This window comes from Ruegeria sp. BHSA162, from assembly GCF_059613385.1.
The window spans coordinates 22110-41118 of the sequence record NZ_JBXWSK010000015.1; the positions used below are offsets into that span (position 1 = coordinate 22110).

Consider the following 19009-nt stretch of genomic DNA (forward strand, 5'->3'; position numbering starts at 1 on the left):
CCCGCACTTGCTCGGCCAGACCACACTGGCGACCGCACCGCCGATCAAAACACTAATATTATTATTTCGTCAACACTAATATTAATTATCGCCTACTAATATTAGTTGCGCGCCCTCCGCATAGTCGATAAAAAGGATGCGAACAAAAAGGTTGAGCGATGAACGATCAAGCGAACAAAGCCGGGCAGCACAGGGGTGTAGGACGAGTCGCGGGCCGGCAGCGCGTGACGATGCACGACATTGCGCGCGTCGCCGGGTGTTCGCAGACGACAGTATCGCTGGTTCTCAACAAGAATGATTCCGTCAAGATCTCCGAGGATACCAAGCAACGGGTCCTGGATGCCGCCAACACGCTTGGATACGCCATGCCCTCTCAACTCAGGAAACCCCAGGACAGCGCGCGCCGGCCCGCGGCGCTGGACGGAACCATAGCTTTCGTCGTGGATGATCTGGCGTCGAGCCCCGAGATGGTGAACGCGTTCAACGGGGTGAAACAGGCCGTTCGGGACACCGGAAACCTTGTGTTGCTGGCCGAAACCCAAAACGACTCCGAGGTCGAGCCCAGAACGCTGAGGTATTTCCTCGACCAACAGGTTGCAGGCATCATCTACGCGACCGTTTTTACGCGGCGGGTGGTCGTGCCGGAGATCCTCAGGCAGACGGCCACTCCGGTTCTGCTGTTGAACTGCTTTTGCGACGACCTCTCTTTTCCTGCGGTGATCCCCGGCGAAGTCGCTGCCGGACATACGGCGACCAACGCCCTGATCAAGGCCGGGCACAAACGAATTGCCACCATCACCGGCGAGCCGTTCATGGAATGCGCCGCCGGGCGTACGACCGGGTACAGAAACGCCCTGGCTTCCGCCGACATCCCATTTGACGAGGATTTGGTCATCGAGGGCAACTGGCTGCCCAGCGCAGGCTACGCCGCCACGCGCGAATTGATGGACCTGCCCTCTCCGCCAACCGCCATTTTCTGCCAGAATGACCGCATGGCCATCGGCTGCTATGAGGCTCTCAAGGAACTTGGCCTGTCCATCCCCGAGGACATTTCAGTCATCGGATTTGACGATGACGAAACCGCGCGGCACCTGTCGCCGCCCCTGACGTCGATGATCCTTCCCACCCGGGCGATGGGACGCTGGGTCGTCGAACAGCTGTTCCATGGACCGACGGACGGTCAGCGGCATCCACTCGTGAAGCTGGAATGCGAACTGGTCGAGCGCGACTCGATCAGCGAGCCCAAACGCCGGACCTGAAGGCGAAATCATGACGGAAACCTTCGATCACATCGTCATCGGCGGCGGCTCGGCCGGCGCCGCGGCAGCAGCGCGGCTGGTCAACAAAGGCAAGTGCAGGGTTCTGGTGCTGGAGGCGGGGCATTCGCATCGCCATCCACTGCTGGACATGCCGCCGGGTATCTTCAAGATGATCAACGGGTCCAAGTTCATGACCTACCACCAGACCGAACCGCAGGACCACCTGGACGGCCGCGTGCATGACATTCCGCAGGCCAACGTGCTGGGCGGCGGGTCGTCGGTGAATGCGCAGGTCTATATGCGCGGTCGGCCTTCCGACTATGACGCATGGAACGACCTGCTGAGACAGACCAACGACGGGGTCGGCTGGGGATGGGATGATGTGCTGCCTTATTTCCGCAGGATGGAAGGCAACAACAGGCTGCACAACGACCTGCATGGCAGCGACGGTCCGGTGCAGGTCTCGGATCCGGGGCATATCGACGACATGTCCCGTTGGTTCGTTCAGTCGGTGCAGGCCCTTGGCGAACCATTCAACACGGACTTCAACGGCGCAACGCAGCGCGGCGTCGGGTTCTATCAGTTCACCAATCGCGCCGGAAAGCGCAGCTCGTCAGCCTACGCTTTCCTCGCTCCACTTGAGGCGAACCCGAATTTGACCGTCCGGTTGGGCGCAAAGGTCAGCAAAGTCATCATCAAAAACGACCGGGCCGTCGGCGTGCAGTATCGAGACAAACGCGGGTCCCACACCGTCCGATGTGATGGTGAGGTTGTGCTTGCGGCTGGCGCCCTGATCACTCCGAAAATTCTAATGCTGTCGGGTATCGGACCGGATGCACATCTTGCCGAACACGATATTCCCGTGGTCTGCCCATTGCCCGGGGTCGGCCAAAACCTGATCGACCACCCCGAAGTTCCGATCACCGCCTTTGCCAACGGCCCCTACGGATATTTCAAACAAGGTGAGGGCTGGCGGATGCTGCGCAACGGCATCCAGTTCAAGCTGTTCGGCAGCGGCCCGGTGACTTCGGCCGGGGTAGAAGCCGGCGCGTTCGTCAATCCGTCGAACCCTGATGGAGAACCGACCATTCAGGCATTTTGCGTTCCCATCGTCTATCTGGATCGCGACGCGCTTGACGAGGTGCAAGATGACTTTGGCCTGACCGTCACGACTGTCGTGGTCAAACCGAAATCACGCGGAGAGGTTCGGCTTCGCTCGGCAGACCCCGACGCCATGCCAGTGGTTTCGCCCAACCTTCTTAAGCATGAAGACGACATGCAGGAGATGATTCGGGGGCAGCGTTTTTTTCGTCGAGCATTCACCTCGGGCCCACTTGCACAAAGGATCCGCGAAATCGTCATTCCGACAGCGGACGACGACCAGACGCTGCGAGCACATTGCAAACGGTTCGTGAAAACCAACTATCACCCGGCGGGCACTGCCAGAATGGGCCGTGACGGTGATGGAATGGCCGTGCTGGACCCCAGAATGCGCGTGCGCGGGGTCGAGAGCTTGCGGGTGTGCGACATGTCCGCCGTGCCGGACATCAACGCCGGCAACACAAACGCACCTGCGATGATGCTGGGCGAACGATGCGCCGACCTGATCCTTGGCATTGGATCAGCACGTGAGGACCGCAATTCCTAGCCCAAGCTGCGGGGCCGCTGCCTGTTGATCCGATATCCGGCGCGATGACATGCCCCCTGCCCGGCCCGTTTTGCCACAAAACAGGTTACCCGGCCTCATGGGGTCAAAGTAATCGCGGGCCACGGCAAGCGCGTTCGCGGAATGCGCCTTACAGAAAGTCGTCCCGCCTGGGCGTGAAACAGTCGATCAACTCTCCGGCCGCCAGGCAAACACAACCATGGCTAACGCCGGACGGAATGATCAGGCTGTCACCGGGCCCCAGCTCTCGCTCCTGATCTCCGATAACGAAATTGAACCGCCCGGACCGCACAAATGTCGACTGCACATGCGGGTGGTCGTGCAACGCGCCTTCGGCACCTTTCTCAAAGCGGAAGGACACCATCATGAGGTCTTCGTGATCTGCCAATACCTGGCGCGTGACGCCCCGGGCGGGCGACACAATCGGATAGTTATTGGTCATGATACAGTGTCCTCGGTCAGGTGGCGGCGTTCATTTCACTCGAAATACTCGGCATGTTTCGCGTGAACCTCTTCGATGGTCTTGTCGATACGGCCCAGATGACGGCGAATGGTTTCGCTCGCTTTCGTCTCGTCGCGGTCTGCAAGCGCCTTGGCCAGCGCCACATGATCCCGAACCAGAGTCTCGGCCTCGCTCTCGCGCCCAAGGCTCAGAACGCACAGGCGGTCGATCTTTCTTTTGCATTCCTGAATCGTGTCAAAGGCCAGCGGGTTGCCGCTCAGCTCGCATATCAACCGATGAAAGTCATAGTCGAGTTGATGAAACTCTTCGGCCTCGTTCCTTGAAACCACGTCTTTCTGCCGCTTGAGGTTGTCCTCCAGCAGCTTCGAGTATTGGGGCTTCCAAACCTGGCACGCAGCGCGCACCACCTCCAACTCGACGGCCAGGCGAACAAAGCGTGCATGACCGATCCGTTCCATTGAAAAGCTGCGGACCCGAGTGGCTTTCTGAGGACGGATCAGCAGCAAATCCTGCGCCTCGAGCCTGTTGAAAGCATCGCGGACCGGCTGCCTGGACACCTCAAACTTCTTTGCGATGTCTGCTTCGGACAGTTTCGTCCCCGGCAGAATTTCAAGCGAAACGATCGCCTCGTACAGGCTCTCATAAACGATGTCAGTGGTTGTGCGCCGCTCGATCTTGTCCGTAATACTTTGCATTTCTTGCCTTTTTTCTGCGCATGACCAACTCGGGTGGTTTTCCGTGGCTCGAGGCCCCTCCCTCGATACTCCTCAATGTAACTCCAGCCAATTATTTTGGCACGCGCCGTGCGATGCCCTTTGTGACCCTCAAACAAAGTTGTTGACAATACTAGTATCCTAGTCGACTAAAATACGCAACACTGCTTCATGCCCGTTCGAACTCAAATATCGGAACGGGCGCGCCGGCAGGCTGACCGGGGATCCAAAGGGACAAGAGAATGACCGAATTGAACGCTGAACAGATTGGCCTGAACCGGGACCTTGCAGGGAAGGTTGCGATCGTGACCGGCGGCGGACGGGACATCGGCCGTGCCTGCGTTCTGAAACTGGCCGAGGCCGGAGCATCGGTCGCAATCAACTATCACAGCTCATCCACGGGTGCAGAGTCTGCGGTCCAGGAGATTACGGCTGCCGGCGGTCAGGCGATTGCCGTACAGGGCGACATGACGTCAGGCGCGGATGTGGACAGGCTGGTCTCAGAAACGATTGCCGCCTTCGGGCCCCGGATCGACATTCTTGTCCATGTGACCGGAGGGTTGGTGGCCCGAAAGACCCTGTCTGAGATGGACATGGACCATTGGCGTTACGTTATGGACCTGAACACCACTTCTTTTGCCCGCGCCGTTCAGTCGGTGTTGCCGCACATGAAAAAAGGCGGCGCGATCGTCGGGTTCGCCAGTCAGGCGGGTCGTGACGGGGGTGGTCCCGGCGCGGTTGCCTATGCGGCCTCGAAGGGGGCGGTCATGACGATGACACGTGGGCTGGCCAAGGAACTGGGGCCCGAGATCCGGATCAATTCGGTTTGCCCGGGCATGATCGACACAGACTTCCACAATGTCTTCACCAAGACCGAAGTCCGCACCAACGTGGCCAGCGCCACACCGCTGAAACGCGAAGGCACGTCCAAGGATGTGGCAAACCTCGTCGCGTTTCTGGCCTCGGACGCCGCCGCTTTCATTACGGGCGCGAACATCGACATCAACGGAGGCCTGCTCTTTTCATAGCCGGCTCCGACCGATCACCAAAAACATCTGTCTGCTTCTAGGGAGGAAAGCATGAACACCAAACTTACAAAAACACTGATCGGCGCCGCAGCCATGGTCGTCATGACCGGCAGCGCATCTTTGGCCGAGGATTGGCGCGGGTGGAACATCCACGCAGACGGCTACCCGAATACTGTCGCGATGGACAAATTCGCCGAACTGGTCACCGAAAAGACCGGCGGTGAAATCAACCTGCAAATGTTCCACGGCGGCACATTGGGCAGCCAGCCCGATGCGGTCGAACAGGTCCGCGCTGGCGCTCTGGAGGTCGGAAATTTCAACCTGGGTCCGATCGGACCGATTGTCGCCGAGGCAAATGTCGTTTCACTGCCCTTCATCTTCAAGGACGTCCCCCACATGTTCCGCGTTCTGGACAGCGAGGGCGGTGCCGCGATCGCGGCCGGTATGGCAGCCAAGGGATTGACCCCGCTTGCCTGGTATGACGCCGGCGCCCGATCCTTCTACAACGGGACCAAGCCGATCAATACCCCGGCCGATGTCCAGGGCATGAAAGTGCGGGTCATGAACAACGATCTGTTCACCGGCATGATTGCCGAACTTGGCGGCAACCCCTCGCCCATGGCCTTCGCCGAGGTTTATCAGGCCCTGAAGACCGGGGTCGTCGATGGCGCCGAGAACAACTGGCCGTCCTACGAGTCGACCGGCCATTTCGAGGTTGCCGGCTATTACTCGCTGTCCCAGCACCTGATCATCCCTGAATGCGTGTGCGTCAACACCGACAAATTCAACGCCTTGTCGCCCGAACTGCAGGCCGCAGTCAGAGAGGCGGCGCAAGAGTCCGCCGAGTTGCAGCGGCAATTGTGGGCCGAGCGTGAAGCGGCCAGCCGCGCGGCGGTCGAGGCTGCGGGTGTGGTAGTGAACGAAGTGGCCGACAAAGCACCGTTCCAGGCCGCGATGGCCCCGGTCTACGAGGCCTATTTCGCAACCAACCCTGACCTCCGCCCGTTGGTTGAAACCATCCAGGCGACCGAGTGATCGAACCGTATCGGATCTGATACAGTCCGGCCCTGCCAATGCGGGGCCGGACATCTGATCAAGAGTTTCAGGCTTATGAGCAATACATCTCCGCCCCCGTCCTCAGTGCGCACTATGGTCCGGATCCTCGACCGCATCGCCGATGCATGCCGGATCGTGACCGGTGTCGCGCTGGTCGTGGTCACCGTCATATTCGGCTGGCTCGTCTTCGGCCGCTACGTCCTGAACGCAACGCCAACGTGGGTCGAGCAGGTCGCCCTGCTGCTGGTCATGACGATCGCGTTCATCGGCGCGGCGGTCGGTGTGCACGACAACACGCATTTGTCCGTGTCCCTCGTGCGCTCGGCCGTTCCGCGACGATTCAGGACGGCTCTGGTCGTTTGCACGGATGTGATCATGGCCGGATTCGGCGCTCTGATGCTGGTGTTCGGGGCGCGGCTTACGATGTTCAAATGGGGGTCGCTCATCCCCCTGATCCAGGTTCCAGAAGGCTTGCGGTCATTGCCCCTGACCATTGGCGGGGGCCTTATCCTTGTGTTTTCCGTTGGTCACCTGATCCGCCTCTGCGTCGGTTTTGACGAGCGAAAAGACAGCATCGAATAGAGGCGGATCATGGGAATTCTTCTTTTGCTTGGCGTCTTCGCCCTGTGTGTACTGATCGGAACACCTGTGGCCTTCGCCTTGGGCATTGCCGCCATCTCGGCCTTCTGGTTCGAAGGTTTGCCGCTGATGATCGGGTTCCAGCGGATCATCTCGGGCATCAACGTTTTCTCGTTGATGGCAATCCCGTTTTTCATCTTCGCCGGTGAACTGATGTTCCACGGCGGGATCGCCATGCGTCTGGTGCGGTTCGCGTCAGCCGCGGTCGGCGCCGTTCGTGGGGGCTTGGGCATCGTGAATGTGTTTTCGTCGATGTTGTTTGGTGGAATTTCGGGATCGGCCATCGCCGATATATCTGCCCTCGGCTCCATTCTTGTTCCCGTGATGAAAGAGAAAGGCTACGACGCGGATTATGCGGTCAATGTGACGGTCACGTCGTCGATCGCAGGGATCATCATCCCTCCCAGCCACAACATGATCATCTTCGCCATTGCAGCGGGGGGCGGCATTTCGATCTCGAAGCTTTTCCTTGCGGGCGTAGTTCCGGGCGTGTTGATGTGCCTCTGCCTAGCCGTCGCCGCGTATCTTGTTGCGGTGCGCCGAGGGTATCAGGCCGAAACCTTTCCGGGCTGGAAGGCTCTGGTCATCAGCTTTCTCAGCGCGATCCCCGGGCTGCTGACTGCCGTGATCATCGTCGGAGGTGTCCTGTCAGGCATCTTCACGGTCACTGAATCCGGGGCGTTCGGCGCAATCTATGCCTTTGTCGTCACGCTCGTGGTCTACCGGAGTATCACTTGGGACAAGTTCTGCATCGCGGTTGCGTCGGCCGTACGTACGACGGCCATGGTCATGATCCTGATCGCCTGCGCGGGCGCCTTTGCCTACATGCTGACCTTCTACAGAGTGCCGGACAAAACGGTGGATCTGCTGACAGGCCTGACGGAAAACCCGATCCTTATCCTGCTGATGATCAATGCGGTCTTGTTGCTTCTGGGCATGATCATGGACATGGCTGCCCTGATCCTGATCTGCACGCCGATCTTCCTGCCGGTTGCCAACAGCCTTGGCATTGATCCCCTGCAGTTCGGAATGATCTTGCTGGTGAATCTGGGCCTGGGACTGTGCACCCCTCCGGTTGGCTCCTGCCTGTTTGTCGGCTGCGCCGTTGGCAAACTGCCGATGGAAAAGGCGGTTCGGACGATATGGCCCTTTTACCTGGCAATTCTGGTCGCTCTGATGCTGATCACCTTTGTGCCCGCTATCTCGCTGACCCTGCCAGGGTTGCTTGGTTAGAAGCGGCGAGCAGGCAAAAATTCGGGCGCAACCTGTGTAAGGTTGCGCCCATTTCCAACTCTGGCGGCAACGGCAGAAACACCTGCGGTCGGTGCCGGAAGCCAAGCGTCAAAGGCGCCGCCACACGGCGATTACCCGCACAAACGCCGTTGGCTCCCTGCTTTAGGCTTCCCTGACCACATCATGCCCGGGCATCGCGCCAGGAACGGTATCGTTTCGTCCATCGCTTCGCCCGCATCTGATTTCGCATCAGCGCGAGAAATGCCGAGTGAGGTACTTTCGGTGGCTTGCCATTTGCCAGTCGTTCAAGCTGGAAATACGCCAGCACCATCGAGGCGAACCCCGCCAGCCTTTTGTTTTTCCAAGACACTTCCGGGATATTGACCGACTCTGATTTGCCATTCCGCCAGTTTTCGACAAGATCAGGTTCAAACGCCATCGCGCGAGCCACTCCCAGAACCGAGACGCCAATCCCGCCCCTGTTGTTGGCCAATGCATCCTCGGCAACAGCCCGAGAGCGAATGCCGCCGGTCACCATGATCGGCATTTTCGCGTCAGCAGCGATCTCCCGCGCGAAGTCTACAAAATAGGCTTCGCGCCGGGCCGTGCTGGAGCCATCCTCCTGCCTGCCCTGCATGGCCGGACTCTCATAGGAACCGCCGGACAATTCGACCAGATCAATAGCCATACCGCCAAGTTGGTTGACCACCCATTTGGCATCATCCTGCCCAAATCCACCTTTCTGAAAATCAGCCGAGTTCAGCTTCACCGAAACGGTGAAACCCTTGGACACGCTGGCCCGGATCGCGCGCACGACCTCAAACAGAAAACGCGCCCTATTCTCCAAAGAGCCGCCCCAATGGTCGGTGCGGCGATTGGTCAAGGGCGATAGAAACTGGCTGATAAGATAGCCGTGGGCGGCATGTATCTGAACGCCGTCAAATCCTGCTTCTTCGGCCAACGCGGCTGTTCGAGCAAAACGGGAAATCAGGTCTTGAATTTCGGCCTCGGTCAGGGCCCGCGGCGGGTTGAAGTTTTTGGACATACCGGGGATCTCGACCGGAACGTCGGAGGCCGACACCGTTTCTTCGCCCAGGCTCGCCAGGACCTGACGACCGGGATGATTGATCTGCATCCAGATTGCTCCGCCGCGCATCTGCCCTGCCTCGGCCCATTCCCGGAAAGGCGCAAGATCAGTTCCGTCTTCCAGAACCACGCTGGCGGGGCCGGACAGCGCATCAGCCGAGACCATTACATTTCCAGTGATCAACAGGCCCGCGCCGCCCGCGGCCCAGCGGCGGAAAAGCCGGTGAATTTTCTCGTCTGGCACCTGCCCGAAAGCCGCCAGACTTTCTTCCATTGCAGCTTTTGCCAGACGGTTTCTGAGAACCGCGCCATTTGGCAATGTGAGCGGTTCGAACAGCGGTGAAACAGTCATCTTGGGATCCTTTTCTTCTCGATCCCAGGTGATATAAACCTTCGACAATGGTTGAAGGTCAAGGGCATGAAGATCGGAAAATTGGCAGAAGCCACGGGCGTGTCAGCGTCAAGCATTCGGTTCTACGAAAAACACGGCCTGATCCCACCGCCCGAGCGTCTGGAGAACGGTTATCGCGACTATCCCGACGCAATGATTTCTCGTATCAAAACCATCGCAATGAGCAAGTCGCTTGGCTTTTCTCTGTCGGAAATCAAGCGCTTCCTTCCGGAAGACCCGGAAAACACTATCCCGCGGCCCGAGGTGATCGCGAACCTAAAAAGCAAGTTGGCCGATGTGGATCAAAAGATCAAAGACCTGCACGGGATTCGCCGCGACCTGGACCAGATGATCGCCTATCTGAGTGACCCTGAGTCAAATGGCTGCTGAGGGTCTGGCAGCCTGAAACCTGCGCCCTGCGGGAGCACAAGACTTCGCTCCTCAGGCTTCGTATGCCGGAAGCTTTGACAGGGCGACCTTCAGCGCATCGCCCCACCCTTCGGATATGGTCCGAAAGTACTGATCGTCAGGCTCGAACCTTGAACGCGTGCCGGCCGTAAGGCTGTCTTCCTCATAAAGCAGCAGATCAAGCGGTGCACCGACGGACAAATTGGCCTTGATCGTTGAATCGAAACTGACCAGCAACAGCTTTACCGTTTCGGAAAAGCTCATGTCCGGATCAAACGCACGTACCAGTATGGGGCGGCCGTACTTCGTCTCACCGATCTGAAAGAACGGGGTATCCTCACCGGCCTCGATGAAATTGCCCTCGGGATAGATCAGAAACAGGCGCGACGGGCCGCCTTTGATCTGCCCCCCCAGGATCAGGGTGGCGTGAAAGGCGCTGTCTGCCTGTTGGCCCGCTCGGGAATGCCCCTCAATGACGTCGTTCAGCGTTGCCGCAACCAATTGGGCGACCTGAAACATCGTCGGCGCCTCAAGGATCGACGGCGACCGGTCTTCCGGGGCTTTTGTGCGTTCTTCCAGCAGGCTTATGGTGGCTTGGGTGGTCGCCAAGTTGCCAGCCGTCAACAAGGTGATCGAACGGTCGCCTTCGACGGTCCAATTGAACATCTTGTTGAAGGTGGACACGTTGTCGACGCCTGCATTCGTGCGCGTGTCAGACATGAAAACCAATCCGCGGTTCAGCCGCATGCCCACAGCATAGGTCATCAGGTTCTCCGTTACTGCTGTGCGACCTGCAATTGAACCGTCAACTGCTCGCCCGCTGCCCCAATTCTGTTTCCTATTACCGGGGCCGCCTGGGCATAGTCCAGACCGGTTGCGACACGCACGTACCTGTCATCGGGTGAAATCCCGTTGGACACGTCGAATCCAACCCAGCCAAGCCCGTCCAGATGAACTTCGGCCCACGCGTGGGTGGCATCCTGCAATTCGGTTTCGTTCATCATCAGGTAACCCGAGACATAGCGGGCCGGCACGCCGATCTTTCGCGCGCAAGTGATGAACACATGCGCGTGGTCCTGACACACGCCTCGCCCGGCCTTGAGAGCGTCTTCTGCGCTCCAGTCCGGGTGCGAGCCTCCCACTTCGTAGGAGACCTGAGCCCGAACGCTTTCGGACAGGGCATGCATCCGCTCAAGCGGCTCACCATCCGGCAAAGCGGCAATCACGTCTGCAACACCCTTGCCCGGCGTTGTCAAAGGCGTGCTCCGCTGAAAAAGCCACAACGGCGTCGAGCCCTCGTGACGTCCCAACACCCCATGCGTGTCTTCAACCTCGACAAAACCTTCGGAGATCAATGAGATGCTTTGGGTATTCGCTTCGAAACTGATCAGTTCCACCGTGTTGCGATGGTAGTCCTCAAAGCTCAGTTCCTTGCGCCCCCCGGTCACTTCGGTGCTCCAAGAGAGGATATTCTGATTGCGGAAGGATTTGGGCGTCTTTCTCAGCTGCTGCAGGCCAAAGGGAACCGGCGCGTCGAAATCGTATCGTGTCTCGTGGCGAATATGCAGTTTCATTGGTCACTCATAGAACCGGTAGTCAACTTCAATCTGGCGGCTCAAGTCTCCGAGATCTTTCAAAAAGTCCTGAATGTACTCGTGCAGCCCAAGGTCAAAGATATCGGAAATCTGCCGGTCGAGGTACTTCTCGGACAGCGCATTGGCCGCCGTAACCGACGGCCCCGCAAAGCCATAGTCTTTGCTGAGATAAGAAAGGTTCTCTTGGATCTTCCTGCAGCAGAAATGCAGGCTGCGAGGCATCCGCTGATCGAGGATCAGAAACTGCGCAATTTCCGACGGCCGGGTATTCTGGCCGTGGGTCATGCGATAGCCACCACCCGCACCCACGGACCGCAGGATGCTTTCCCATTGGATGTTGTCCAGTGACGAGCCGACCGAAAAGGCCGTGGGCAGAAGGACATAGTACTTAACGTCCAGGATGCGCCCGGTATTGTCGGCCCGCTCGACAAAGGTGCCGATCCGGGTGAAGTCGAAAATATCGTTGCGCAGCATGGTCCCTAGCGTCGCACCACGAACCAGAGCCGCCTGTTGACGAATAAGCTCCAGCGTCCCCGGCAGGTCTCTCTCGTTCACGCGGCGCTTCATGGCTTGATCAATCTGCATCCACGTGGCGTTCACCGCGCTCCAGACATCATGGGTCAATGCAGTTCGAACAAGGCGCGCGTTATCTCGCGCCTGCTTGATGACCGACTTGATCGAGGATGGATTGTCGACATCACGCAACATCCAATCCACGGCATTGTCTTTTGAAATCTCATCATATTTGGCGCTGTATCCACCGAAAACGCCGGCTGTTTTCAGAACCGAGCCCCATTCCGCATCGGAATTCTTGGTCCGGGTCAGCGCCATCCTCTGACCTGTTTCAAGCAATCTGGCCGTGTTTTCCGCCCTCTCAAGATACCGGGACATCCAGAACAACCCGCCAGCAGTTTTTCCCAGCATGGTCAGTCCTCCAGAACCCAGGTGTCTTTGGTCCCGCCGCCTTGGCTTGAATTCACGACCAGGGACCCTTTTTTCAGCGCAACGCGCGTCAGGCCGCCGGGGGTAATCTCGATCCCATCCGGGGACACCAGAACAAACGGCCGCAGATCGACATGCCGGGGGGCAAGTCCCGAACGGGCGAAGATCGGTACTGTCGAGAGAGACAATGTGGGCTGCGCGATATAGTTCGACGGCCGCGACTTGAGCTTGTCACGGAAGGCCGCAATCTCTTTCTTGCTGGCGGTCGGACCGATCAGCATCCCATAGCCGCCCGACCCGTGCACCTCTTTGACGACAAGATCGGACAGGTTGTCCAATACGTAGGAAAGCGACTCGGGGTCGCTGCAGCGCCACGTAGGAACGTTTTTGAGCAGGGGTTTCTCGCCCGTGTAGAACTCAACGATTTCAGGCATGTAGGAATAGATCGCCTTGTCATCGGCAATGCCCGTGCCCGGTGCGTTGGCGATCGTGATGCCCCCGGCCCGATAGACGTCCAGAATGCCGGGAACGCCCAGCGCGCTGTCCGGGTTGAAATTCAGCGGGTCCAGGAAATCGTCGTCAACCCGGCGGTAAAGAACGTCGATTGGTTTGTAACCACGCGTGGTGCGCATGCAGACGCGCCCATCGACAACCCGCAGGTCGTGGCCCTCGACCAGTTCCACGGCCATCTGATCGGCCAGAAACGCATGTTCAAAATAGGCTGAATTGTAGATCCCCGGAGTCAATACCGCGACGGTCGGCTCGCCATCCGCGCAGGCCGGCGCACTGGACGCAAGCGAGCGTCTCAGATTGCGGGGATAATCGGATACATTGCGCACATTCGTGGCGCTGAAAAGCTCGGGGAACATCTTCAGCATGGTTTCCCGGTTCTCGAGCATGTAGCTGACCCCGGACGGCGTACGGGCGTTGTCTTCCAATACAAAGAACTCGTCTGGCCCGGTACGCACCAGATCGACGCCAACCACATGGGTGTAGACCTGCCCCGGCGGTGAGACACCCAGCATCTGCGGCAGGAAGGCTTCGTTGCTGGCAATCATCTCTGCCGGCACGCGACCGGCACGCACGATTTCCTGTCGGTGATAGATGTCGTGAAGAAACGCATTGATCGCCCGAACCCGCTGTTCGATGCCGCGTTCCAGACGCTGCCATTCGCGTCCTGAAATCACGCGCGGAACGATGTCAAATGGGATCAAACGTTCTTCGGCCTCGGTCTTGCCGTAGACGTTGAAAGTAATCCCCGTCAGCCTGAAAACTTCTTCGGCTTCGCGCTGTTTGGCCCTCAGCCGTGAGACATCTTCCGCATTGAACCAACGTCCGATCTCTTCGTAAGGACCTCTGAGAGATCCGTCGCCGTTGAACATCTCATCAAAATACTCGCTCATACGAGAAGTGTGACGATCAATTCAAACTTTGCAAGTTGTACGGGCTTTTCCAGTTGGCGGCCTACCAAGAAATGCACAGTTTTCGAGCGAACAGCAGCCCGCCCGTCGGTGACGAAATTGGTTCTGGGTGCAGCGAAAATCATCGCCGCCACTCTACCGGCTTCTGGCTTCAATAACGTGCAGCCACCAAAGCAATTCTCGAAAGCAATCAGGGGCCTCGGCTCCGCCTGAGAACCGACTAGGGTCCCACCGCATCCAGCAGCGCGCCCCGGACTGCGTCCACCATTCTGGCACGAGGGGACATTGCCACACTCGCAAGACCGACGATGCGTCGGGGTCCGAACTGCTCCAGAGGAATTTTTCTGAGCCGCAAATGGTCATAAGACGCCAGACGACTGTCAGGTATGATCGAGACCCCGAGTTCCGCGGCGACCATGCTTGATATTGCCTCGAGGCTTTCAAGCTCCATGGCGTCTTTGACTTCTATGCCCATCCTTTGCAGCCAGGCCTCGATCTGCCTCCCCACAACCGCGTCGCGAGTGAACCGAATAAACGGCAGTGCGCCGAGAAGCTCTTCGGGAGAAAGGTCCGGAGTATTTTCCGAGACGAGCAGGACCAGTTTCTCGGTCACGATTTCCGAGAATTCCAGCGACTTCGGAAGGATATCCGGGCGTGAGATGATTGCCGCGTGAACCTGTTTGCGGTCCAGCTGCAACAGCAGCTGATTGGTCAAGCCCGGAACAATTCTGACACGCACGTCAGGATGCTCTGACTTCAGCCTTGATAATGCAGCAGGCACCAAACCCGTCAAAGTCGTTGGAACTGCACCCAAGATTATCTCGCCTGCAAGCTCCTTGTCCGATCTCATCTTGTCAGCCAGGCCATCATACGCGGCAACGACCGCCGCCGCTTCTTCAACAAGCATGAGCCCCGCACTGGTCAGTTTGGGTGTCTTCGCCGACCGGTCAAACAAGTCGAGCCCCCACATGACTTCAAGGTTCCGCATCTGATGGCTTACCGCCGACGGCGTCAGATGCTCAACCTCCGATGCGGCTCGAAAGCTTCCATGCCGATGTATTGCGACCAGAGTTCGCAGCGCTCGAATGCTCATCCCAAAGACCTCGCCACCTTTGTCCGGGTCCATGAAAGGTGAGAGAATTTCACCGATTGTTCAAATCATTTTCGTTTTTGTTTACATTTTTTGATCTGTACCCTGCACGAAACAGGCTCAATGAAACAGCGCCCCGAGGTCCCCATGGTTGCCCCAAAGTCCAACACCTACACGTCCATCGTTGCCAAGCCTTTCGCTCCGAACCTCGGGGCCGAGATCTATGGGGTCGATTTGAGCCAGCCTGTGCCCGACGACCAGTTTGCCGAAATCCGCGATGCCTTTCACACCTATCAGGTTCTGTTCTTCAAAGAGCAGAAAGAGATACCGCCTGCGCAGCACATCGAGTTTGGGAAACGCTTCGGGCCGCTCCACGCACACCCCGCAGCCCCAACGATGGAAGGGTATCCGGAGATATTCGAGATCCATGCCACCAAAAATTCAAAGGTGGCCAACGGTGAGTTCTGGCACTCGGACGTGTCATGTGATGAGACGCCGCCATTGGGAACAATGCTTCAGATCCACATTGCCCCTCCTTGCGGCGGGGACACCATGTTCAGCGATATGTATGCGGCTTACGATGATCTGTCCGAACCGATCAAAAGCATGCTCGGCGGCCTGTCCGCCCTCCACAGCTCCGAGCACATATACAAGGGCCGGTACAGCGACCGGGGCCAAAAGGACGCGGATATTGATTGCCCCGAAGCAATTCATCCGATCGTCAGAACTCACCCCGAGACAGGACGAAAATCGCTGTTCGTCAACCGAACGTTCACAACGAAGATTATCGGCTTGTCGGCCAAGGAAAGTGAGGCGATCCTCAACATGCTTTTCGAGCATGCCGAACAGATCAACTATCAAATCCGGTTCCGGTGGTCGCTCAACGATATGGCGTTTTGGGACAATCGTTGCTGTATGCATCGTGCCATCTGGGACTATTGGCCCGCGGAACGAAAGGGGCGGCGTGTAACCGTGAAAGGCGACCGACCCGTCTAGTTCTGACGGGACGGGATTTCTGGGTCGAAGAAACCATTTTGGAGCGCGAAGTGCGAGCTGCAGTCGTCAGAGAGTTCAACGAGGACCTTTCGATTGAAACGGTCCCGGACCCAACCTGCCCCGACAACGGAGTGGTCTTGGAGGTCGCCGCCTGCGGCGTGTGCCGCTCGGACTACCACGGCTGGTCCGGTGCCCACCCGAAAGTTCAAAACGGCTCCATCCTGGGGCACGAATACTGTGGCACCGTGGTCGAGGCCGGGTCCAATGCGAAACACAAAGTGGGTGATCGCCTCATCGCCCCATTCATCCTAGGGTGCGGCAGTTGCCATGCCTGTCAAACCGGAGTGTCGAATACCTGCGCCAACCAGATCGTTCCCGGATTTGGCGCACCGGGCGCCTATGCGGAATATGTTGCGGTGCCCTTTGACCATAACTTGGTTCACTTGCCAGACACACTCTCCCCTGCCCTCGCCGCCGGCCTGGGCTGCCGCGTCACCACCGCATGGCATGCTTTGACGGACCGAGCAGATGTTGCTGCGGGCGAATGGGTTGCCGTCCATGGAACCGGTGGAATTGGTCTGTCCGTTCTCTTGCTTGCGAAAATGCTGGGATGCCGGGTTGTCGTGGTGGATGTGGTCGATGAGAAACTCGAGCACGCAAAACTCCACGGCGCGGACGCGACGGTCAATGCATCCAAAGAGGATGCGGCGACCGCGATCCTGGATATCACCGGTGGAGGAGCGCAGGTTTCCATCGAAGCGCTGGGCATCGAAACCACGACGAATGCTTCGCTGGAGTGCCTCGCGATCTTGGGCCGTCATGTACAGATTGGGATGCCGTCGGGTGAAGGTTGGATGCGCATGAACATGCGCGCGATCTATTCCAAGCAGCTCTCGGTTTTTGGCACCCGAGGGATGCCGTCCTGGAAATACCCGCGTCTGCTTGGGCTGATCGAGCGGGGTGACGTTGACATACAGCCGATGGTGGCCAGAGAAGTCCGCCTTGAGGCTGCCAGCGGTGAGCTTCGCGCGATGCGCGGCCCGACCTCGCCGGGCACCGCTGTAATCACGAGTTTTCGGCCTTGATTGGGTGCCTGCGTCTTGCAGGATGCACGCAGGCCTAATAATTGAAAGTATTGAAAATTACTGGCTTAAGGCAAGTGACGGCGTTTGCCCCGGCTGTCGCCACACACATCCAAAACACCATTCCCAAAAAAGTAGTGAAGCCGTTTCAACAAGAAAAGCCCGCCCAAACAGTTTTGGTCGGTCCAGGCGGGCTTGCCTATCAGAGAATGAAATCACCTTCGTCTAGGCTGCTTGCGCGAACGCCGAACAACGAGATTTCCGTGTCTCCCAAATCGATCTTGGTCTTGAAGAAACGGCCGCTGATCGCATCCTCGACTTCCTCGTAATCTGTGAAGCCATAGGCGCTGAGGTCGATCTTGTCGCGACCTGCGCGAAAGCCGAACACAGTGTCATGACCGCCGCCTTGTTCGAAGACGAAGCTGTCGGAGCCCGAGCCGCCGATGAGTTTGTCGTTTCCGGCGCCGCCCGCGATCTCGTCGTTTCCGCGGCCGCCGAAGATGATGTCGTTTCCACCCTCGCCGTTCAGGGTGTCGTCACCCTTACCGCCGAAAACTTTGTCCCGACCGTCACCGGCGAGAACCAGATCGTCACCACTTCCTGCGAAAACGATATCGTTGCCGCCTTTGGCATCGATCAGGTCATTGTCCCGACCTGTGCGGATAACTTCGCGACCGTCGTCTCCGATGACGAAATCGACTGCCCCTGAACCGTCAGATTGCAGCAGATCGGCGGGCAGCAGAACGCCGTTCAATACATGGATCACACCGTTCGACGCCTGAATGTCGGTCGCGATGAGGCTTGGATCCTGAACGTCCGGATCGGCATCGACCAGGGTAAGGGTCTCGGCATCCACACCAATCGTTCCGCCCTGGAGCGTTTCGATTTCCTCAAACGCCAGAACCTGGCTGGCCTGCAGGCTTTCACCCGAGACATGGTATGTCAGCACCGTCGTCAACAGCTCGATGGGATCGTTTCCGCCGTTGAGCAAACGCAGTGCGTCAACAAGATATGCAAACGCTCCGCCCTCATCGCTGCCTTCGTATCCCAGTGAGTTCGAGAGCGCGATAAACGCGTCATCGGTCGGCGCGAAGGCGGTAAGGTCGGCATTCGGGTCATTAAGGGCGCCCGCCAGATCAGCCGCGATCAGAGCTTCTCGGAGAATGTCGAAATCACCTCCGTTTTCGTCAAAGCCGGATGCGCCGCTTACCGCCAGAACGGTTTCCGTAATCGTCGGGGCGTCATTGCCTGGCAGATCGATCGGCAGCAGAACGCGATCAATCACGTGGACCACGCCATTGTCCGCCAGGATGTCTGTCTGCACCAGCGACGGATTGATGAGGTCCGGCTCCAGATCGCCAAGTGTCGGCAGTTCAGACGCGTCGATCACTCCGCCCTGAAGTGAGGTCACCGAACCCGCCGACGCAATCTCGGACGACCCTTGGGTGCCTGCTGCAACATGATAGGTGACGATCGTCTCAAGCAGCGTTGCGGTTTCCACCGGATCTTCGTTCAGAGAGGTCAGAAATGCGGTTACGGCTGCGGTGTCAGTAACGTCGCCCGCAAAACCCAGATCAGCTGCAAGCTGCCCGAATGCCGCGTTTGTCGGGGCAAAAACCGTGTAGGTCGCAGAAGGGTCACCGGCAGTTCCACTGAGGACACCAAGGTAGTCAGTCCCCTTCTGGTCATCGATAAAACCTATTGCTGCGACAAGAATGCTAAAGCTTGGATTTCCTGCGGCAATTCCTGCAATTGTCGTCATATTTTCCTCCACCTGAGATTTGCAAGCCAACGATTGGCTTACCGCTGGTACGGAGCGCACAGGCCGTTCGGATCAAATATTTCTGAGTCACGATGTGTCCCCGGCGGTAGCGCGTAGATCGTTTCCGCGCCCACTGAGGCCGAAACCAAAAAACAAATCCAACCGGTTCAGATCAGCGT

The 19009-nt window shown here is 58.2% G+C and carries 18 protein-coding genes; 9 read left to right on the forward strand and 9 right to left on the reverse strand.

Annotated elements, in window-relative coordinates; all coding sequences use genetic code 11:
- Positions 1–158 precede the first annotated feature (158 nt).
- Together AC2FM5_RS06975 and AC2FM5_RS06980 are read left to right on the forward strand one after the other, a co-directional pair.
- Positions 159–1259: a LacI family DNA-binding transcriptional regulator gene (locus tag AC2FM5_RS06975; protein WP_254430269.1), complete on the forward strand. Its 1101-nt coding sequence runs from the start codon at positions 159–161 to the stop codon at positions 1257–1259.
- Positions 1260–1269: 10 nt separating this feature from the next.
- Positions 1270–2907: a GMC family oxidoreductase gene (locus tag AC2FM5_RS06980; protein WP_496734672.1), complete on the forward strand. Its 1638-nt coding sequence runs from the start codon at positions 1270–1272 to the stop codon at positions 2905–2907.
- Between the two features lie 148 nt (positions 2908–3055).
- Here AC2FM5_RS06980 and AC2FM5_RS06985 read toward each other — a convergent pair whose 3' ends face one another.
- Positions 3056–3367, reverse strand: coding sequence for a cupin domain-containing protein (locus tag AC2FM5_RS06985; protein WP_170442250.1), 312 nt, complete (start codon positions 3365–3367; stop codon positions 3056–3058).
- A 35-nt stretch (positions 3368–3402) separates the two neighbouring features.
- Positions 3403–4083, reverse strand: coding sequence for a GntR family transcriptional regulator (locus AC2FM5_RS06990; RefSeq protein WP_170403944.1), 681 nt, complete (start codon positions 4081–4083; stop codon positions 3403–3405).
- Positions 4084–4343: 260 nt separating this feature from the next.
- On the opposite strand from AC2FM5_RS06990, the gene AC2FM5_RS06995 reads away from it, so the two are divergent.
- The 4 genes from AC2FM5_RS06995 to AC2FM5_RS07010 all read left to right on the forward strand — a co-directional run bounded on the left by AC2FM5_RS06995 (position 4344) and on the right by AC2FM5_RS07010 (position 8057).
- Positions 4344–5129 (forward strand): SDR family NAD(P)-dependent oxidoreductase, encoded by a 786-nt coding sequence (locus AC2FM5_RS06995; RefSeq protein ID WP_496734675.1) that lies wholly within the window; start codon positions 4344–4346, stop codon positions 5127–5129.
- 51 nt (positions 5130–5180) lie between these two features.
- Entirely contained in the window at positions 5181–6164 is a 984-nt protein-coding gene (locus AC2FM5_RS07000) for a TRAP transporter substrate-binding protein (RefSeq protein WP_093961689.1), read from the forward strand.
- Between the two features lie 75 nt (positions 6165–6239).
- A complete protein-coding gene (locus tag AC2FM5_RS07005; protein WP_170371364.1) occupies positions 6240–6767 on the forward strand; it encodes a TRAP transporter small permease in 528 nt (175 codons plus the stop codon).
- Positions 6768–6776: 9 nt separating this feature from the next.
- Positions 6777–8057, forward strand: coding sequence for a TRAP transporter large permease (locus tag AC2FM5_RS07010; protein WP_170339264.1), 1281 nt, complete (start codon positions 6777–6779; stop codon positions 8055–8057).
- Between the two features lie 181 nt (positions 8058–8238).
- On the opposite strand, the gene AC2FM5_RS07015 is transcribed toward AC2FM5_RS07010, so the two are convergent.
- Entirely contained in the window at positions 8239–9495 is a 1257-nt protein-coding gene (locus AC2FM5_RS07015; protein ID WP_496734678.1) for an NADH:flavin oxidoreductase/NADH oxidase family protein, read from the reverse strand.
- 66 nt (positions 9496–9561) lie between these two features.
- On the opposite strand from AC2FM5_RS07015, the gene AC2FM5_RS07020 reads away from it, so the two are divergent.
- A complete protein-coding gene (locus AC2FM5_RS07020) occupies positions 9562–9924 on the forward strand; it encodes a MerR family transcriptional regulator (protein WP_170368241.1) in 363 nt (120 codons plus the stop codon).
- A gap of 51 nt (positions 9925–9975) precedes the next feature.
- Here AC2FM5_RS07020 and AC2FM5_RS07025 read toward each other — a convergent pair whose 3' ends face one another.
- From AC2FM5_RS07025 to AC2FM5_RS07045, 5 genes are all read right to left on the reverse strand, one after another.
- On the reverse strand, positions 9976–10707 hold the full coding sequence (locus AC2FM5_RS07025) for a proteasome-type protease (RefSeq protein ID WP_170339269.1): 732 nt from the start codon (positions 10705–10707) through the stop codon (positions 9976–9978).
- A gap of 11 nt (positions 10708–10718) precedes the next feature.
- On the reverse strand, positions 10719–11516 hold the full coding sequence (locus AC2FM5_RS07030) for a transglutaminase family protein (RefSeq protein WP_170450445.1): 798 nt from the start codon (positions 11514–11516) through the stop codon (positions 10719–10721).
- Positions 11517–11519: 3 nt separating this feature from the next.
- Positions 11520–12461 (reverse strand): alpha-E domain-containing protein, encoded by a 942-nt coding sequence (locus AC2FM5_RS07035; RefSeq protein WP_480642450.1) that lies wholly within the window; start codon positions 12459–12461, stop codon positions 11520–11522.
- Between the two features lie 2 nt (positions 12462–12463).
- On the reverse strand, positions 12464–13882 hold the full coding sequence (locus AC2FM5_RS07040) for a circularly permuted type 2 ATP-grasp protein (protein WP_170363774.1): 1419 nt from the start codon (positions 13880–13882) through the stop codon (positions 12464–12466).
- Positions 13883–14120: 238 nt separating this feature from the next.
- Positions 14121–15026: a LysR family transcriptional regulator gene (locus AC2FM5_RS07045; RefSeq protein WP_496734682.1), complete on the reverse strand. Its 906-nt coding sequence runs from the start codon at positions 15024–15026 to the stop codon at positions 14121–14123.
- 87 nt (positions 15027–15113) lie between these two features.
- Between AC2FM5_RS07045 and AC2FM5_RS07050 the strand changes: the two genes are divergently transcribed.
- Together AC2FM5_RS07050 and AC2FM5_RS07055 are read left to right on the forward strand one after the other, a co-directional pair.
- Entirely contained in the window at positions 15114–15986 is an 873-nt protein-coding gene (locus AC2FM5_RS07050; protein WP_217355496.1) for a TauD/TfdA dioxygenase family protein, read from the forward strand.
- 50 nt (positions 15987–16036) lie between these two features.
- The gene (locus tag AC2FM5_RS07055; protein WP_496734685.1) at positions 16037–17071 is read left to right on the forward strand and encodes a zinc-binding dehydrogenase; all 1035 of its coding nucleotides are present in this window, start codon (positions 16037–16039) and stop codon (positions 17069–17071) included.
- 199 nt (positions 17072–17270) lie between these two features.
- Here AC2FM5_RS07055 and AC2FM5_RS07060 read toward each other — a convergent pair whose 3' ends face one another.
- Positions 17271–18830 carry a fasciclin domain-containing protein gene (locus AC2FM5_RS07060; protein ID WP_496734687.1) on the reverse strand — a complete coding sequence of 520 codons (1560 nt, stop codon included), beginning with the start codon at positions 18828–18830 and terminating at the stop codon, positions 17271–17273.
- Positions 18831–19009 lie beyond the last annotated feature (179 nt).

Excerpts from the sequence above, each read along its gene's own strand:
- AC2FM5_RS06975 (WP_254430269.1), top strand. The coding sequence starts at position 159 with ATGAACGATCAAGCGAACAAAGCCGGGCAGCACAGGGGTGTAGGACGA.
- AC2FM5_RS06980 (WP_496734672.1), top strand. The coding sequence starts at position 1,270 with ATGACGGAAACCTTCGATCACATCGTCATCGGCGGCGGCTCGGCCGGC.
- AC2FM5_RS06985 (WP_170442250.1), bottom strand. The coding sequence starts at position 3,367 with ATGACCAATAACTATCCGATTGTGTCGCCCGCCCGGGGCGTCACGCGC.
- AC2FM5_RS06990 (WP_170403944.1), bottom strand. The coding sequence starts at position 4,083 with ATGCAAAGTATTACGGACAAGATCGAGCGGCGCACAACCACTGACATC.
- AC2FM5_RS06995 (WP_496734675.1), top strand. The coding sequence starts at position 4,344 with ATGACCGAATTGAACGCTGAACAGATTGGCCTGAACCGGGACCTTGCA.
- AC2FM5_RS07000 (WP_093961689.1), top strand. The coding sequence starts at position 5,181 with ATGAACACCAAACTTACAAAAACACTGATCGGCGCCGCAGCCATGGTC.
- AC2FM5_RS07005 (WP_170371364.1), top strand. The coding sequence starts at position 6,240 with ATGAGCAATACATCTCCGCCCCCGTCCTCAGTGCGCACTATGGTCCGG.
- AC2FM5_RS07010 (WP_170339264.1), top strand. The coding sequence starts at position 6,777 with ATGGGAATTCTTCTTTTGCTTGGCGTCTTCGCCCTGTGTGTACTGATC.
- AC2FM5_RS07015 (WP_496734678.1), bottom strand. The coding sequence starts at position 9,495 with ATGACTGTTTCACCGCTGTTCGAACCGCTCACATTGCCAAATGGCGCG.
- AC2FM5_RS07020 (WP_170368241.1), top strand. The coding sequence starts at position 9,562 with ATGAAGATCGGAAAATTGGCAGAAGCCACGGGCGTGTCAGCGTCAAGC.
- AC2FM5_RS07025 (WP_170339269.1), bottom strand. The coding sequence starts at position 10,707 with ATGACCTATGCTGTGGGCATGCGGCTGAACCGCGGATTGGTTTTCATG.
- AC2FM5_RS07030 (WP_170450445.1), bottom strand. The coding sequence starts at position 11,516 with ATGAAACTGCATATTCGCCACGAGACACGATACGATTTCGACGCGCCG.
- AC2FM5_RS07035 (WP_480642450.1), bottom strand. The coding sequence starts at position 12,461 with ATGCTGGGAAAAACTGCTGGCGGGTTGTTCTGGATGTCCCGGTATCTT.
- AC2FM5_RS07040 (WP_170363774.1), bottom strand. The coding sequence starts at position 13,882 with ATGAGCGAGTATTTTGATGAGATGTTCAACGGCGACGGATCTCTCAGA.
- AC2FM5_RS07045 (WP_496734682.1), bottom strand. The coding sequence starts at position 15,026 with ATGGACCCGGACAAAGGTGGCGAGGTCTTTGGGATGAGCATTCGAGCG.
- AC2FM5_RS07050 (WP_217355496.1), top strand. The coding sequence starts at position 15,114 with ATGAAACAGCGCCCCGAGGTCCCCATGGTTGCCCCAAAGTCCAACACC.
- AC2FM5_RS07060 (WP_496734687.1), bottom strand. The coding sequence starts at position 18,830 with ATGACGACAATTGCAGGAATTGCCGCAGGAAATCCAAGCTTTAGCATT.